Source organism: Nocardia sp. bgisy134 (genome assembly GCF_965341865.1).
Taxonomy (GTDB): domain Bacteria; phylum Actinomycetota; class Actinomycetes; order Mycobacteriales; family Mycobacteriaceae; genus Nocardia.
Map to the genome: position 1 here is coordinate 147,550 of NZ_CBDQZP010000018.1, position 16,190 is coordinate 163,739.

At 68.9% G+C, this 16,190-nt stretch carries 13 protein-coding genes; 9 read left to right on the forward strand and 4 right to left on the reverse strand.

The window, feature by feature from the left end:
- Positions 1–25 precede the first annotated feature (25 nt).
- On the reverse strand, positions 26–391 hold the full coding sequence (locus ACRWNM_RS28035) for a MerR family transcriptional regulator (RefSeq protein WP_431971099.1): 366 nt from the start codon (positions 389–391) through the stop codon (positions 26–28).
- Positions 392–450: 59 nt separating this feature from the next.
- On the opposite strand from ACRWNM_RS28035, the gene ACRWNM_RS28040 reads away from it, so the two are divergent.
- Positions 451–1,212: an alpha/beta fold hydrolase gene (locus ACRWNM_RS28040; protein WP_431971100.1), complete on the forward strand. Its 762-nt coding sequence runs from the start codon at positions 451–453 to the stop codon at positions 1,210–1,212.
- A 2-nt stretch (positions 1,213–1,214) separates the two neighbouring features.
- Here the strand turns inward: ACRWNM_RS28040 and ACRWNM_RS28045 are convergent, their stop codons facing one another.
- Entirely contained in the window at positions 1,215–2,789 is a 1,575-nt protein-coding gene (locus tag ACRWNM_RS28045) for a glycosyltransferase family 39 protein (RefSeq protein ID WP_431971101.1), read from the reverse strand.
- 256 nt (positions 2,790–3,045) lie between these two features.
- On the reverse strand, positions 3,046–3,336 hold the full coding sequence (locus ACRWNM_RS28050) for a hypothetical protein (RefSeq protein ID WP_431971102.1): 291 nt from the start codon (positions 3,334–3,336) through the stop codon (positions 3,046–3,048).
- Positions 3,337–3,625: 289 nt separating this feature from the next.
- Here ACRWNM_RS28050 and ACRWNM_RS28055 point away from each other — a divergent pair, with 289 nt between their 5' ends.
- From ACRWNM_RS28055 to ACRWNM_RS28065, 3 genes are all read left to right on the forward strand, one after another.
- Entirely contained in the window at positions 3,626–5,020 is a 1,395-nt protein-coding gene (locus ACRWNM_RS28055) for an acyl-CoA dehydrogenase family protein (protein WP_431971103.1), read from the forward strand.
- A gap of 34 nt (positions 5,021–5,054) precedes the next feature.
- Complete coding sequence (locus tag ACRWNM_RS28060; protein WP_431971104.1) at positions 5,055–6,278, forward strand: acyl-CoA dehydrogenase family protein; 1,224 nt, start codon at positions 5,055–5,057, stop codon at positions 6,276–6,278.
- A gap of 180 nt (positions 6,279–6,458) precedes the next feature.
- Positions 6,459–7,100: a hypothetical protein gene (locus ACRWNM_RS28065; RefSeq protein WP_431971105.1), complete on the forward strand. Its 642-nt coding sequence runs from the start codon at positions 6,459–6,461 to the stop codon at positions 7,098–7,100.
- 93 nt (positions 7,101–7,193) lie between these two features.
- Here ACRWNM_RS28065 and ACRWNM_RS28070 read toward each other — a convergent pair whose 3' ends face one another.
- Entirely contained in the window at positions 7,194–8,171 is a 978-nt protein-coding gene (locus ACRWNM_RS28070; protein ID WP_431971106.1) for an acyl-ACP desaturase, read from the reverse strand.
- Positions 8,172–8,410: 239 nt separating this feature from the next.
- Between ACRWNM_RS28070 and ACRWNM_RS28075 the strand changes: the two genes are divergently transcribed.
- The 5 genes from ACRWNM_RS28075 (at position 8,411) to ACRWNM_RS28095 (ending at position 16,111) form a co-directional block, all read left to right on the forward strand.
- Complete coding sequence (locus ACRWNM_RS28075) at positions 8,411–10,036, forward strand: acyl-CoA synthetase (RefSeq protein ID WP_431971107.1); 1,626 nt, start codon at positions 8,411–8,413, stop codon at positions 10,034–10,036.
- A 206-nt stretch (positions 10,037–10,242) separates the two neighbouring features.
- A complete protein-coding gene (locus tag ACRWNM_RS28080; RefSeq protein WP_431971108.1) occupies positions 10,243–11,898 on the forward strand; it encodes an acyl-CoA synthetase in 1,656 nt (551 codons plus the stop codon).
- Between the two features lie 134 nt (positions 11,899–12,032).
- Complete coding sequence (locus ACRWNM_RS28085) at positions 12,033–13,757, forward strand: TerD family protein (RefSeq protein WP_431971109.1); 1,725 nt, start codon at positions 12,033–12,035, stop codon at positions 13,755–13,757.
- A gap of 101 nt (positions 13,758–13,858) precedes the next feature.
- Positions 13,859–14,422, forward strand: coding sequence for a hypothetical protein (locus tag ACRWNM_RS28090; RefSeq protein ID WP_431971110.1), 564 nt, complete (start codon positions 13,859–13,861; stop codon positions 14,420–14,422).
- Between the two features lie 219 nt (positions 14,423–14,641).
- Positions 14,642–16,111, forward strand: coding sequence for a PepSY-associated TM helix domain-containing protein (locus ACRWNM_RS28095; RefSeq protein WP_431971111.1), 1,470 nt, complete (start codon positions 14,642–14,644; stop codon positions 16,109–16,111).
- The last annotated feature ends 79 nt before the right edge of the window (positions 16,112–16,190 follow it).

The window sequence follows — 16,190 nt, forward strand, 5'->3', positions numbered from 1 at the left end:
CTGGTCGAAGACTCCTGCGCTGGAGTCACTCTCGGTCGAGCCAGTCCCGGATGGCGTCGCGCTGCACCTCGAGCAGGGCGCGCTGCCTGGTGAGTTCGGCGATCTTGCTGCCGAGCTCGGCGTAGCGCTGTTCGACGATGTCGAGCGACTCGTCACAGGGCAGCACCCACCGCGTCGGATCCGACATACAGGGCAGCAGACCGCGGCTGTCCTCGGTCGACATTCCGGCCGCGAGCAATTCGCGAATGCGGGCGACCCGCGCGGGCGCGTCCGCGCCGTAGGTGCGGTAGCCCTTCGCGTCCCGGCCGGGCACCAGCAACTCTTGTTCCTCGTAGTAGCGCAGCAGTCGCGGGGCCACGCCGCTGACGCGCGAGAGGTCTCCGATCAGCATGTGACTCCGCTCACTCCGGGTTGGCCTTCACATCCATGTGAATACCTAACTTCGGCGGCATGACAGCGATTCCCCTGACCACCACCGTCTCCGGCGCCGGGTCCGGCATCGTTCTCGCGCACGGGGCGAGCGGCTCGATCGCGAGCAATTTCGGCGGCATCATCCCGGCGCTGGCCGCGACGCACACCGTGGTGGCCTCCGATTACCCCGGCGACGACACCCGGCTCGACCTCGACGCACTCGCCGACGCACTGGTCGCGGCCGCGGTGGACGCGCGCGTCGAGACCTTCACCGTCCTCGGGTTCTCGCTCGGCACCGCGGTGGCGGTGCGGGCCGCCGTCCGGCATCCCGACCGGGTCCGCGGATTACTGCTGGCCGCGGGCTTCGCGAAGCCGGACAACCGCGCCAGGATTGCCGTCCAGGCGTGGCAGGATCTGCTGGATCTCGGCGACACCGAGACGTTCGCGCGGCTGTCGGCCCTGGTCGGTTTCTCGGCGGACCATCTCGGCTCGCTGCCCACCGCCGCTGTCGACGCGCTGATCCGGCAGACCGCCGCCGCCGTGCCCGGCGGGACGAGGCAGCAAGCAGCCCTCGTCGAAAACGTGGACACCACAGCCGATCTGGCGCGCATCACGGTGCCGACGCTGGTACTGAACGCCACCGCCGACCTGCTGATCGACCCGGCCAATTCGCGCATGCTCGCCGCGGCCATTCCGGGCGCGGAGTACGTCGAGATCGACGCCGGGCATGCGCTCATGGTCGAGCGGCCCGCGCAATGGTGGAAGGTCATCGACGAGTTCCTGCGCAGGCATCGGCTCTAGATTCAGCCGAGATGCTTTGCGCGCGGCCAGAGTTCGTGCCACGGCGCGCGCGGCTCGCGGCAGACGAACAGCGGCTCGCCCTGTTCGTCGTTGTCGATGCCGAGGCCGTTGTCGATGCGGCCCGCCGGTTCGACGACGGCGCACAGTTCGGCGAGTCGATCACGCTCGATGCCGACCATGAGCACCTCCGTGGCGGTGCCGGGCGGTGGGCCCCACCACCAGTAGGCGTTGTGGCCGGAGTGCGGTGCCGGCAGGTCATAGGGCGCGCCGAAGCGCTCGATCGCGCCCGCCTCGCCGTAGTTGGCGGTGAGCACGGCGACGTCACCACCCAAACCGGCACGGACAGCGCCGATTCGACGGACGAACTCCGGCCATCCGATGGTCTCCCCCGCGTCGTAGTTCACCGCGAGCACCGGCGACCCGGGCAGCGCCGAGACCGGGAGGATCGGAAGGAACAACACGGCCGAGCCGATCGCATTCACCGTCACGACCGAGCAGGCCGCCGCCCAACGCCAACGCCGCAGGCCGAGCATGCCTGCCAACGGCACCGCGCCCGCGGCGAGCAGGATCGGATACATCCCGCCCAGGTAATACGCCTTCCCGCCGGTCAGCAGGAAGACGACGAACAGCAGACCGTAGGCGACCGGGATAGCGCGATAGCGCGGCTCCCGCCAGAGCCGCCACAGTCCGTAGATCCACAGCGGCGTCAGCAGCGGACCCATCAGCCCGAATTGCAACAGTACGAACATGATCGGCGAATCGGACGTGCCGGACGAACCGCCCGCGATCGCCCGCCCGACGTCCCACTGCGGCCACCCGTCGCGCGCCTGCCACCACAGATACGGCAGCCAGAGCAGGGCCGCCAGCCCGACAGCCACGGGAAAGTACCTGGTCGCCAAGACCTTTCGCGGGCCGACTACGAGCAGCGCGACCACCAGCGCCGCGCCGGGAAAGATCAGCAGCGACTTGTTCAGCAGGCCAGCCCCCGCCACCAGCCCGATCGCAAGCCACCAACGGGGATCGGCGCGAAGGACAGCCGCGCCGTCGACGGCCGATTTCGCGGCTATGACCGCATCGGCGGATTCCACGACGGCAGGGTCCGCCGCGGCGACTGGGACCGAATATTGTGCGACCGTCACCGATTTCGCGCCTGGGCCGGGCCGAGCGGGGTAACGCAGCAACCGCAAAAGCAACAACCCCAGCACCGACCACGCCGCCAGATCGAACACCGCCGTGCTCAGCAGATGTCCCGCACCCTGCACCAGCGCGGCGCTCGCGACCGCCGCCGCGGCCAGCGCCCGCGCCGCGCGACCACCGCCGAATTCCCGGGCCATCAGCCCGGCGCAGACCACCACGAGGGTCGCCGCGAGCACGGCGGGTGCCCGCAGCAGCGGTAACGATTCGGGATCGATGGCCGCCATCGCCCTGGCCACCAGCGGCGTGAACGGCGGCTGATCCGCATAGCCCCACGCGGGATGCCTGCCCGCCGCGAGAAAGTAGAGCTCATCGCGGTGGTAGCCGTACCGATTCGAGAACGCGACCAACACGGCGGCGAAAACCCCCGCTACCCAGTACATCCGGCCACGATGACACAGCGCCGCGCATCCGGCCACATCACACGAACCCCGCGTCTCCGGCGACCGACGCACTGCGTACCGCAGAAATACAGCATCGCGAGGAAACACAGCGTCCCACACAGAGTCGCGAGAAACACAGTGTCTCGAGAGCACAGCGGCCCAAGAAACACAACACTCCGAACGGACGGCACCACCGCGGCCAGCCCCGCGGGACCCTCACATCATCCGACACGACGGTCCCACGGAGCCGTTTCCGTCAGGGCCGCGCCGAGCCGGTACCCGACCCCGACGCGGATCCGGATCCGCCGGAGCCCGAGCCCGCCGAGCCGGACGGGAAACCGACTTCGCCCGAACCGAGGTCGATACCCGTCCCCGCTTCACCGGAGCCGAAGTCCACCACCGGTGCGCCGGAACCGAAATCGACCCGCGGCGGCCCGCCGGGATCCACATCGATGGGCACCAACGGCAGACCCGGCGCGGCGATCGCCGCCGGTGCGCCCAACCCGACCGCCACCGCGAACCCGGCCACTACCACAAGCCGCTTCATGAACAAGACCTCCATCTCGGGGGCAGACAAACGTGCCGACACCGTAGCCGAATCCAGCGCATTGTGAAGTACATTCGTTTCACTACGTGGCAATCGTGAGCCGTCACGAAGAATCGGGCCCACACCTGGGATCGAGACGCGATTCGCGCACCGGAGCGTCGGCCACGGCCAACCTCCGGCAGCATCGGATCGACGGCCGCTCGACGGCCTTCTTACTCTGGAGTAAGATAGCCTTACTCAGGAGTAAGATAGCTGGGGCAAGACCTCACCCACCCACCCGAGAAAACAGGTGATGATGAGCACTCGAGACAGCGCAACGACGCGACGTCCAGACACGTCCGCCGTCGGCCTCAATCAGCCCAAGCGGGACTGGATGGGTGCCGCCATGCGGGCCATGACGACTCTCACCGGGTCGGAACTCGCCGAGAAGTACAACTTGCGCAAGCCGATCGAGCGGGTCACCTACGAAGGCACCAAGACCGGCTTCCGCACTCTGGGTGCGGCCACCCGCGCGTTCAACAAGATCGCGGGCGGCGGTGCGCCGAAACGGCTCGCGGACAACGAGTCGAAGAAGAAGGACCTCTTCGACATCACCCCGTCCGACGAGCAGCAGATGATCGTCGAGACGGTGCGCGAATTCGCCGCCGAGATCCTGCGCCCCGCGGCCTACGAGGCCGACCACGCCGCCAAGGCGCCGCGCGACCTGCTCGAGCGCGCGGCCGAACTCGGCATCACCCTGATCAACGTGCCCGAGGAGCTCGAGGGTGCGGCCTCCGAACGCGGCGCGGTCACCAACTCGATGGTCGCCGAGGCGCTCGCGCACGGCGACATGGGTCTGGCGCTGCCGATCCTGGCGCCGAGCGGCGTCGCTGTCGCGCTCTCCCAGTGGGGCACCGACTCGCAGCAGAAGACCTACCTGCCCGCCTTCACCGGCGAGAACGTCCCGCAGGCCTCGGTCGTGATCAACGAGCCGCGCGCGCTGTTCGACCCGTTCGCCTTGCAGACCAAGGCCACCCGTTCGCCGAGCGGCTACCGCCTCAACGGCGTCAAGAGCCTGGTGCCCGCCGCCGCGGACGCCGAGCTGTTCCTGATCGCCGCCGACCTCGACGGCCGCCCCGCCCTGTTCATCGTCGAGTCCGACGCGCCGGGCCTTGTCGTCGAGGCCGATCCGAGCATGGGTCTGCGCGCCGCGGGCATCGGCCGTCTGCTGCTCAACGACGTGGCGGTCGGCGCCGACGCCGTCCTCGGTGACGGCGACGCCAAGACCCGCGCGGAGGAGTACGCCGACGCGGTGCGCCTGGCGCGTCTCGGCTGGGCTTCGCTCGCCGCGGGCACCGGCCAGGCCGTGCTCGACTACGTGATCCCCTACGTCAACGAGCGCGAGGCGTTCGGCGAGCCGATCTCGCACCGCCAGGCGGTCGCGTTCATGGTCGCCAACATCGCCATCGAACTCGACGGCCTGCGACTGGTGACCCTGCGGGGCGCGTCGCGCGCCGAGCAGGGCCTGTCCTTCGGCCGCGAGGCGGCGCTGGCCCGCAAGCTGGCCACCGACAAGGGCATGCAGATCGGCCTGGACGGTGTGCAGCTGCTCGGCGGCCACGGCTTCACCAAGGAACACCCGGTCGAGCGCTGGTACCGCGATCTGCGGGCCATCGGCGTCGCCGAGGGTGTCGTGCTCATCTGACCGGCTTGTTCGTTCCTTCAGGAGACCTTCCACAATGATCAATCTCGAACTCCCCAAGAAGCTGCGGGCCAGCGCCAACCAGGCCCACCAGGTCGCCTCGGAGATCTTCCGGCCGATCTCGCGCAAGTACGACCTCGCCGAGCACCAGTACCCGGTCGAGCTGGACACCATGGCCGCCATGGTCGAGGGCCTGGCCGACTCCGGCACCCAGAAGATCGGCGGCGCCGCGGGCGGCCGCTCCGAGGCGTCCGATACACACGCCACCGAGCTGCTCGGAAACACCAACGGCGGCAACATGTCCGCGCTGCTGAACGCGCTGGAGACCTCGTGGGGCGATGTCGGCCTGATGCTGTCCATCCCCTACCAGGGTCTGGGCAACGCGGCCATCGCGGCGGTCGCCACCGACGAGCAGCTGAAGCGGTTCGGCAAGGTGTGGGCCGCGATGGCCATCACCGAGCCGTCCTTCGGGTCCGACTCCGCCGCCGTCACCACCACCGCGGTGCGCGACGGTGACGAATGGGTGCTCAACGGCGAGAAGATCTTCGTCACCGCCGGTCAGCGCGCCACCCACATCGTGGTGTGGGCGTCGGTCGACAAGAGCCTTGGCCGCGCGGCGATCAAGTCGTTCGTCGTGCCGCGGGACGCTCCGGGTCTCTCGGTGGCGCGGCTCGAGCACAAGCTCGGCATCAAGGCCTCCGACACCGCCGTGCTGCTGTTGCAGGACTGCCGGATTCCCGCCGACAACATCCTCGGCAGCCCGGAAGTCAACGTGGAGAAGGGTTTTGCCGGGGTCATGCAGACCTTCGACAACACCCGTCCGCTGGTGGCCGCGATGGCGGTCGGCGTGGCCCGTGCCGCGCTCGAGGAGCTGCGCGCCATCCTGACCGGCGCGGGTATCGAGATCTCCTACGACACCCCGGCGATCAACCAGCACGCCGCGGCGGCCGAATTCCTGCGCATGGAAGCCGATTACGAGTCCGCCTACCTGCTGTCGCTGCGCGCGGCGTGGATGGCCGACAACAAGAAGCCCAACTCGCTGGAAGCCTCCATGTCGAAGGCCAAGGCGGGTCGCACCGGCACCGACGTCACCCTCAAGGCCGTCGAACTGGCGGGCACCATCGGCTACTCCCAGCGCACCCTGCTGGAGAAGTGGGGCCGCGACTCGAAGATCCTCGACATCTTCGAAGGCACCCAGCAGATCCAGCAACTCATCGTCGCACGCCGGGTGCTCGGCAAGACCAGCGCCGAACTGAAGTGACGCGCTAGCGGCAGACACGGCGAAACCGGTGCGGGGTTGGGTGGCCCCGCACCGGTTTTCCGGTTTCGGGGTGGGGTTGTGGAGGGGGGTCGGGGATCGGCTAGGGTCTCGAGGGTTACCGCGATCTGCGGGCTGATTTCAGTAAGGGCTGTACCAAGGACTCTGGCAAGGAGATTGGTTATGCGTCGACTGAGTTTCAAGCGTCATCTCACTGCGGCAGCGGTCGTTTCGGCCGTTCTCGCGACGGTGTTCAGCGGAAGTGCAGCGGCGGAGCCCGAGCTTCCGACCGTGGATTGGGGCATCGCGGTGCAGAAACTGCGCGAGGCCGCGGAGGGCAATCCGATGGCGGAGGAGGCCATCGATCGCCTGCTCGCCATGCCGGGCATGATGCCCGCGAACAGCCGGGTCGCGCTGCCCGCCCAGCCGTTCCAGGTTCCGGCCCAGTCCGACATCGGGCGCGGTGAAGGGCCAGGCATGTACGGGTCGGGCATCGCGCTCGGCATCGACGGCTTCCGCCTCGGCTTCTTCGGCGGCCCCGGCACCATCTCGCCGAACCAGGGCGGCGCCAAGCTGGAAGCGCTGTGGGTCAATCTGTCCAACGGCCGCAGCGGCACCGAGGTGCTCTACGAGCACGAGGACGTTCCGGTGGACACCACCATTCGCTCCAGGGCGCTCGCCCTCGGCCCCGGCATGATCGTCTCGGCCGTGTACGGAACCCTGTGGCACCGTTGGTCGGTCCCGGTCAGCGACACCAACCCGGACGGCTTCCAGTACCAGCGCGGCACCATCTCCATCCCCTCGATGGGCGCCATCTACAACTGATCCCGCCGTGCGTCGCGGCGGCGACCGCCACGCCTCCGCGACGCACACCCGAGCCCCCGCCGCGCACAGCCGCGCCCCGCACACCAGTACTTCTCATGCCCGCCCCGAATCGCCTGTCTCGGCCTCGAATCGGCGGGCGGCCTCCGCCATCAGAATGCGATCGCGCCGTTCCTCGAACCGCGCGGCATCGCGCTCCAGCTTCTCCAGAAACGCGCCCAGCTCCCCCCGGAAACGTTCACCACGATCGCCGAAATCATTGCGGCCGAACACATTCCATTGGCGCAGCACCGGCATCAGCACGTCCTCCAGATGCTGACGCAGATCGTAGATGCCGTGTTTGGCGATGAGCACGGCGTTGCGCCGGAAGTCGGGCATGCCGATGCCGGGCATCTGGAACTTCCGCACGATCGTCGCGATCGCCTCCAGCGTCTGATCCGGCGCGAGATCCAATGCGGCACCGCACATGTTCCGGTAGAAGACCATGTGCAGGTTCTCGTCGGCGGCGATGCGTTGCAGCATCTTGTCCGCGATCGAGTCGTCACACACCTTGCCGGTGTTGCGATGGCTGACCCGCGTGGCGAGCTCCTGGAACGTCACGTACGCCAGGCCGTAGAGCACGTTGGTGTCGTCCCAGGTGGCGGGAGTATCGGCGCCTTTGGTCATGTGCACCATGCGCGCGCGTTCCAGCGCGACCGGGTCGACTCCCCTGGTGACCACCAAGTAGTCGCGCATCGTGATGCCGTGCCGGTTCTCCTCGGCGGTCCACCGGCCGACCCAGCTGCCCCACGCACCGTCCCTGGAGAAGTTCTCCGCGATCTCGCGGTGGTAGGAGGGCAGATTGTCCTCGGTGAGCAGGTTGACCACCATGGCCGCCTTGGCCACCTCGGACAGCCGTGACTGTCCCGGTGCCCAGTCGGCGCCGCCCATCGTCGCGAAATTGCGTCCCTCGCTCCACGGCACGTACTCGTGCGGGTGCCAGTCCCTGGCCGTCGCCAGATGCCGGTTCAGCTCGCGCTCGGCGACCGGCTCCAGCTCGATCAGCAATTCCAATTGGGTCAGATTCCTCGACACGCTTCTTGTCTCCTCCGGGCGGCAGCGTCTTCCAGCAGGTCGGTCAGGTGGCGAGGTCGCAGGTGCAGGACAACGGCGCCGCCCGGAGAGACCCGCGCCGGCTGAGCCCCGTCAGATGCCATTGTCCGCTTTGTCGGCTTTAAATGTGACCCATCACACGTTCGCTGCTACGGTAGGCATCCACATAGCCGAGTTCGCGTGGTCGAGTGCCCACGCGAAGTTCAGTGGAGGTGTTCGGATTGAGCGTGGCGCGTGCGCTGGAAACTGTGAAAGCTTTGGGGGTGCTCCGGTCTCGCGGAGTCAGCGATCCCAAGGCACCGCTGGAAACCCTGCGCACCATGAAGGAGACCAGGATCTACGGCCCGCAGGCCGCCCTGGTCCGGCATTCCGCCCGCATCGCGCCGGACCGGATCGCCCTCGCGGACGAACGCGGTGAGCTGACCTATCGCGAGCTGGACGAGCAGTCCACCGCCGTCGCCCGCGGCCTGCACGACGCGGGCATCACCGAGGGCACCGTGATCGCCGTGCTGGCACGCGACCACCGCGGCCTGATCATGTCGATGATCGCCGCGGGCAAGCTGGGCGCCCGAATCGCGCTGATGAACACCGGCTTCGCCAAGCCGCAGTTCGCCGAGGTGTGCGTCCGCGAGAAGGTCAAGGCGGTGCTGCACGACAGCGAGTTCCTGGGCCTGCTCGACGCGCTGCCCGAGGACCTGCCGCGCTACCTGACCTGGGTGGACGAGGGCGCCCAGCTACCGGAGGGCGCAAAGACCTTCGACGACCTGATCGCCGCCAACTCCAGCGAGCCGCTGCCCGCGCCGGCCAAGCCCGGCGGCTTCATCATCCTCACCAGCGGCACCACCGGCCTGCCCAAGGGCGCGCCGCGCACCAAGGTGACGCCGATGGCCACCGCGCAGTTCGTCGACCGCATCCCGTTCCAGAAGTTCGGCACGATGGTGATCGTCTCGCCGATCTTCCACAGCACCGGCCTCGGCACCTGGCTGGTGGGCACGGTGCTGTCCAACAAGATCGTGATGCGCCGCCGCTTCGATGCCGAGGCCACCCTGAAGATGGTGTCCGACCACAAGGCCGACATGCTGGTCGCGGTGCCGACGATGCTGCACCGCATGGTCGAGCTGCCCGAGGAGGTGCGCGCCAAGTACGACACCTCCTCGCTGAAGGCCATCGTGCTCGCCGGTTCCGCGCTGGCGCCCGAGCTGTGCATCCGCGCCGCCGAGGTGTTCGGCCCCGTGCTGCACAACCTGTACGGCTCGACCGAGGTCGCGATCGCCACCATCGCCAAGCCGGAGGAACTGGCGCAGGCGCCGGGCACGGTCGGCCGCCCGCCGATCACCTGCGACGTGCGGCTCTACGACGACAACGACCAGCTGGTCACCGACCGCAATGTCACCGCGCGCATCTTCGTGCGCAGCGGCGCCCCGTTCGAGGGCTACACCGACGGCAGGAACAAGCAGATCATCGACGGCTACATGTCGAGCGGCGACGTGGGCCACTTCGACGCCAACGGCCTGCTGATGGTGGACGGCCGCGACGACGACATGATCGTCTCCGGCGGCGAGAACGTCTTCCCGCAGGAGGTGGAGAACCTGCTGCTGGAACGTCCCGACGTGTTCGACGCGGCGGTGATCGGCGTGGACGACGTGGAATTCGGCAAGCGGCTGCGCGCCTTCGTCGTTCCCGAGCCCGGCCACACGCCCGACAGCGAGGAGCTCAAGGCCTACGTCAAGGACAACCTGGCTAGGTACAAGGTGCCGCGCGAGGTCGTTTTCCTGGACGATCTGCCGCGCAACCCCACCGGGAAGCTGCTGCGCCGGGTGCTCGTGGAGTACAAGATCGACGCCTGACCCGATCCGGGTCGCGAATCGGAGCCGTTGCGGCGCAACCCGATTCGCGACCCGATGGGTATCCGAAAGGCAAGACCGCCACGCGGTGAGATGGATGACACACTCGGTAACAGTTGCTTGCTATTGTTAGCACCAGCACTGGATCTCGAAGTTGCGGTCCACACCACCCCGAGTCCCGGTGGATGGGCCGCGGAAGGTTGTCCTCTATGTCTTTGTCCTTTCCCGCGCTCGGCGGATCCGTTCGCAAGGCCGGTGACCTCGCGCTAGGCGTGAACATCATGGTCAAGCGGGGCCTGTTCAACCCGCTGCGCCCTGACCACGCCGCCCGTTCGGCGTTCAACGTGCTGAAGTTCGGTCCGTTCGCCGGCGTCGTCATGCACGCCGCGCAGACCAGGCCGCACGCCGCCGCCATCGTGGACGAGCGCGGCGAGGTGACCTTCGGACGGCTCAACGAGCAGTCCAACGCCTTCGCGCGCGGGCTCGAAGCGCAGGGCATCCGGGCAGGCGACGTGGTCGCCGTGCTGGCGCGCGATCACCGCGGCATGGTGCTGAGCCTGCTGGCCGCGGGCAAGCTGGGCGTGCGCGCGGTGCTGATGAACACCGGCTTCGCCAAGCCGCAGTTCGCCGATGTCGCCACGCGCGAGAAGGTCAAGGCCGTGCTGCACGACAGCGAGTTCCTCGACCTGATGAGCGCCATTCCCGCCGAGATCCCGCGCATCCTCACCTGGGTCGACGAGAAGGACAACGCCGACCCGGCGATTCCGACCGTCGAATCGCTGTCCGCCGGCCGCTCCACCGCGCCGCTGCCCGCCCCGGACAAGCCCGGCGGCATGGTCATCCTGACCAGCGGCACCACCGGCACCCCGAAGGGCGCGCCGCGCGACCGGGTCAGCCCGTTCGCCTCGGCGCAGTTCATCGATCGGGTGCCGCTGCCCGCCAACGGCACCATGATCATGGCCGCGCCGATCTTCCACGGCACCGGTCTCTCCCAGTTCACCCTCGGCCTGGCGCTGGGCAATCGGGTCATCTTCCAGCAGCGCCGCTTCAACCCCGAGCAGACGCTGGCCAATATCGAGAAGTACCGGGCCGATTCGCTGGTGGTCGTGCCGACCATGCTGCAGCGCATCCTCGATCTCGACGACGACGTGCTCGCCAAGTACGACGTGCGCAGCATCAAGGTGATCTTCGCGGCGGGCTCGGCCATCGCGCCCGACGTGGTCACCCGCACGCTCGACCACTTCAACGACAGCCTCTACAACCTGTACGGCTCCACCGAGTGCGCGGTGATGACCGTCGCCACCCCGGCCGACATGCGCAAGGCGCCGACCACCGCGGGCCGCGCGCCCGTCGGCATCCGCATCGTGCTGCTCGACGAGAACCGCAAGCCGATCACCCAGCCGAACGTCACCGGAACCATCTTCGTGGACAACGGTTTCGCGTTTACCGGCTACACCGACGGACGCACCAAGGAGATCGTCGACGGCATGATGTCCAGCGGCGACGTCGGGCACTTCGACGCCGACGGCCTGCTCTACATCGACGGCCGCGACGACGACATGATCGTCTCCGGCGGCGAGAACGTCTTCCCGCTCGAGGTGGAGAACCTGATCGCCGGGCGCGACGACATCTTCGAGGCCGCGGTGGTCGGCGTCGACGACCGCGAATACGGAAAGCGGTTGCGCGCGTTCGTCGTACCAGGCCCGGAGTCCAAGCGCGATGCCCAGGAGATCAAGGAATACGTCAAGGCGAACCTGGCCCGCTACAAGGTGCCGCGCGAGGTGATCTTCCTCGACGAACTGCCGCGCAACGCTACCGGCAAGCTGTTGCGCAAGCCGCTGATCGACATGGAGATCGAGGGCTGAGAGGCACGAATACACGCTGATCGCCTGTGCGGCGCCCGTGTTCGACGAGCACGGGCGCCGCGCAGGCCGTCGACCGGCACCGTCGGCCCGTATTAGGCTTGCGCGCGAGGGCAATTCGAGGACAGGGGCGCGCGATGTCCAGTGTGATCGGTAAAGGTGGGAACGTCGCGCTGGGTGGCGGGCGATTGCACGTCACTGTGGCGCCCGCGGGCATCGATCTCTCGGTACTGTGCGTGCGCGACCACGGCAGGGTCGGCGACGACAGCGAATTCGTCTTCTACAACCAGCCCGTCTCGCCGGACGGGGCGGTGCGCCTGACCGACGGCGCGATCTGCATCGACCTACCGAGCGTCGGCGCGGTGACCGACCGACTGGTGGTCGCGGCGTCGGTGGACAATGGCGTGTTCGGCGGCATCTCGCTCGCGGTCCGCATCACCGAGGACGGCGGGCTCGCCCACGATCTGCCCATCACTGGACTGAGTTCGGAGACCACGGTCATCCTCGGCGAGGTGTATCGCAGGGCGAGCGGCTGGAAGCTACGCAACGTGGCGCAGGGTTACGCCAGCGGGTTGGCGGGGCTGGCAACCGATTTCGGGATCACCGTCGACGACGAGCCCGCAGCGCAGGCGACTCCGCCTGCCGCGCAGACCTTTCCGCCACCTGCCGCACAGCCCTTCCCACCGCCCGCCGGGCAATCCTTCTCGCAACCCGCCGCACAGCCCTTCCCACCATCCGCCGGACCGTCCGCGGGTGCGACCTCCCCGCCGCCCGCCGCACATCCTTTCCTGCCACCTGCCGCACATCCTTTCCCGCCGCCCGCCGGACAGTCCTTCTCGCCGCCCGCCGCCCCACCCGGCGGACCGTCCGCGGGTACGACCTCCCCGCCGCCCTCGTCACCGGCGGGTACGCCTCCCGCCCCGGTTTTCGGCCAGCCGATCGGCTCGTATCATCCTGCTGCGCAACCGCTTCCACCGCCGCCCGCCGCACCGCCGCCGATCCCGCCCGCACCGCCGCACGGGACGATGCCGCCGCCCCCGATGATGCCGCCTCAGCCAACAGCGCCGCCCCAACCGACAGCGCTGCCTCAGCAAACAGCGCCGCCCCAGCCGATGACGCCGCACCAACCGATGGCGCAGCCTCAACCGACAGCGCCGCACCAACCGATGCCGCCGCACCAACCGATGCCGCCTCAACCAACGGCGCCACCCCAGCCGATTGCGCCGCCGCCACCCGGCGTGAACTTCACCAAGGGCGCGGTCACGCTGACGAAGGACGCCCCGCCGGTGCTGCTGGAGAAGGCCCCGGTGATCCGACTACGGGTGGCCTGGGCCAGCGGCACCGACTACGAGGCCTACGCGCTGGTCGTGCTGAACACCGGCGAGGTGGTGCACGTGGCCACGTTCGACGCCATGAACACCCCGGCCACTCCGCAATATCGCGATCTGGTTCGTCATCTGGGCGACCGCGGCCGGGGCCACGTCCGCCGCGGCGGCGGGCATACCGAGGAGATCATCGAGGTCCGCTTCGCACCCGAGATCGTCGCGATCGTGCCGGTGGCGTACTCCGCGATCAACAACGGCACCGGATCGTTCTTCAAATACCGGGTCTCGCTCGCCATCGAGAACGGCGCCGACCAGGTGGTGATACCCGCCGATCAGGCGAAGAAGTCCAGCTGGATCTTCACCTGTGTGCCTGGCGTCGTCTACAACCGCCCCGAGGGCGTGCTCATCGAACGGCTGGAGCTCTACAGCAAACGGTTCTCCGAATCCCGGCCCGCGGTGTTCCTGCAACCCGACGGCCGGGTCGCGGTGCGGATGGACAAGGGCCCGATCAACCAGTTCAAGGCCGACCGGACCTGAGCCTCCCGAAAGCTTCCGGACGGAAATGCCTGGTCGAGACCGGTTTCCGGGAACTGGCCGACGTGGTCGGAGACCAGTAACACGTCCGTTATCATCAGCGGGTGAGTATCGAGTTCGACCGGTCGGCTGCGGGACGTCGCAGCGCCGTCGCGCGGCTGCGCGGCGGGTCGGCCGGGGCGATCTCGGGCACCGTCTCCATCGCGGCCCACGGCTGGGCCTCGGGCGGCATGGCCCCCGACAGCACCACCCTCGCGCTGCTCGCCGCGGCCTCGGCGGTCGTCGGCGCGCTCGTCGCCGGGCTCGCACCGTTGCGCGACACCGGGGCGGGTCTGATCACGGCGCTCGTCGGCGGTCAGCTGCTCGGCCACGTCGCCATGGGCTTCAGCTCCGGGCATCTGCATCACGGCGACACCCAGCTGACCCCGCAGATGCTGACCGCGCACATCGTCGCCGCCTGCATGGCTGCGGTCGTCATCCGCGGCGCCGAGGCTGCCTATCGGATCGGCACCGCCGTCCTGGCCCGGGTGCTGCCGGTGCGCCACCGCGTACTCGTCATCCCGGACGCGGCTCCGCTGCGCACCACCTACCGCGATCGCGTCATCCTGCGGATTCTCGCCGCCGAGACGCTGCGCACCCGGGGCCCGCCGCTCCTCGTTCACGTCTGATTTCACCCACACCCGGTGCACGAACGCGCTGTTCGTGTGCTGCCGCTGTTCCGCGTTCCGATGCGGGGCCGCCGCGCGCGTCCGGGCTCTCGCCCGCGGCGATGTCACACATTCCGTACGCCGAGCACTCCTCGGTGCTGCCGGCATGCGTCGCGCGCCGTCACAGCGCTGTTCTCGAGCGCACGCACCGGGTTCCAGAACCTCAGAAACGAAACGACCGTGAGCACAACAGAAACCATCACCCCCGACGCCGAATCCTCGGCGCCGCCACCCGAATCCGCCGGGCGCAAACCCGCGGCCCGCAACGGGCTGCAGGCGCTGGCCATGCGGCTGCACTTCTACGCGGGCGTCTTCGTGGCGCCCTTCATCCTGATCGCGGCCGTCACCGGCGCGCTCTACGCCATCTCCCCGACACTGGAGGCGTTCGTCTCCCGCGACCTGCTGACGGTCGAAGCGGGCGAAGCGGCCAAGCCGCTGTCGGAGCAGGTCACCGCCGCGGTGGCGACCCGGCCGGACCTGGCGCTCGCCGCGGTCTCGCCCGCGCCGGGACCCGAGGACACCACCCGGGTCATCTTCACCGATCCGTCGCTGGGCGAATCCGAGCGCCGCGCGGTGTTCGTCAACCCCTACACCGCGCAGCCGGTCGGCGAGTCCGTCGTCTACGGCAGCTCGGGAGCGCTGCCCCTGCGCACCTGGATCGACAGGCTGCACCGCGATCTGCACCTCGGCGAACCGGGCCGGATCTACAGCGAGCTCGCCGCCTCGTGGCTGTGGGTCATCGCGCTGGCCGGTCTGGTGCTGTGGTTCCGCCGCGTCCGCGCGCGCAGGCAGCGCAACTCGGCCGCCTGGCTGTTCGCCCCCGACCGCTCGAAGGGCGGCCGCGGCCGGACGATGAACTGGCACGGGGCCATCGGCGTCTGGATCCTGCCGGTGATCCTGCTGCTCTCGGCCACCGGCATGACCTGGTCCACTTATGCGGGCGACAACATCACCGAGCTGCGCAAACAGCTCAGCTGGACGACTCCCGCCGTCAGCACCGCCATGCCCGGTGCGTCCGCGCCCGACCACTCCTCGGGCGGCGACCACCACGGCGGCGGGCACGCACCGGCGCCGCAGCCCGCCGACCCGCAGACCCGCATCGCGCAGCTGGATCGGGTGTACGAGTCCGCCCGTGCCGCGGGCGTGACCCAGGCGGTGGAGATCGCGATTCCGGCGAAGCCGGACAAGGCGTTCGCCGTCAAGGAACGGCGCATGCCTGGCATCTACACCGTCGACGCGGTCGCGGTGGACGGTGCGACCGGCAGCATCACCGACCGGCTGGCCTTCGCCGACTGGCCGCTGATGGCCAAGCTCACCAACTGGGGCATCGCATTCCACATGGGATTGCTGTTCGGTCTGCCGAATCAGCTGCTGCTGCTCGCGGCGATGATCGGCCTGATCGTGGTGATCGTGTTCGGCTACCTGATGTGGTGGCGCCGCAGGCCCACTCGCGGTTCCCGTTTCGCACTCGGCCGGGCTCCGCGCCGCGGCGCGTTGCGCGCCAGCTCGCCGTGGCTCGCGCTGCCCGTGCTGGCCGCCGCGGTGGTCGTCGGCTGGTTCGTGCCGCTGGTCGGTCTGAGCCTGCTCGCGTTCCTGGCCGTGGATGTCGCGGCCGGGCTCGTCGGACGGCTGCGCGCCACCGCGTCCTGATCCCTTATTGAACACCGCGCCGGGCGGACCACCCCGGCGCGTCACTCAACGGCCTGCTGGTTCGTCATAGGTATGGCCG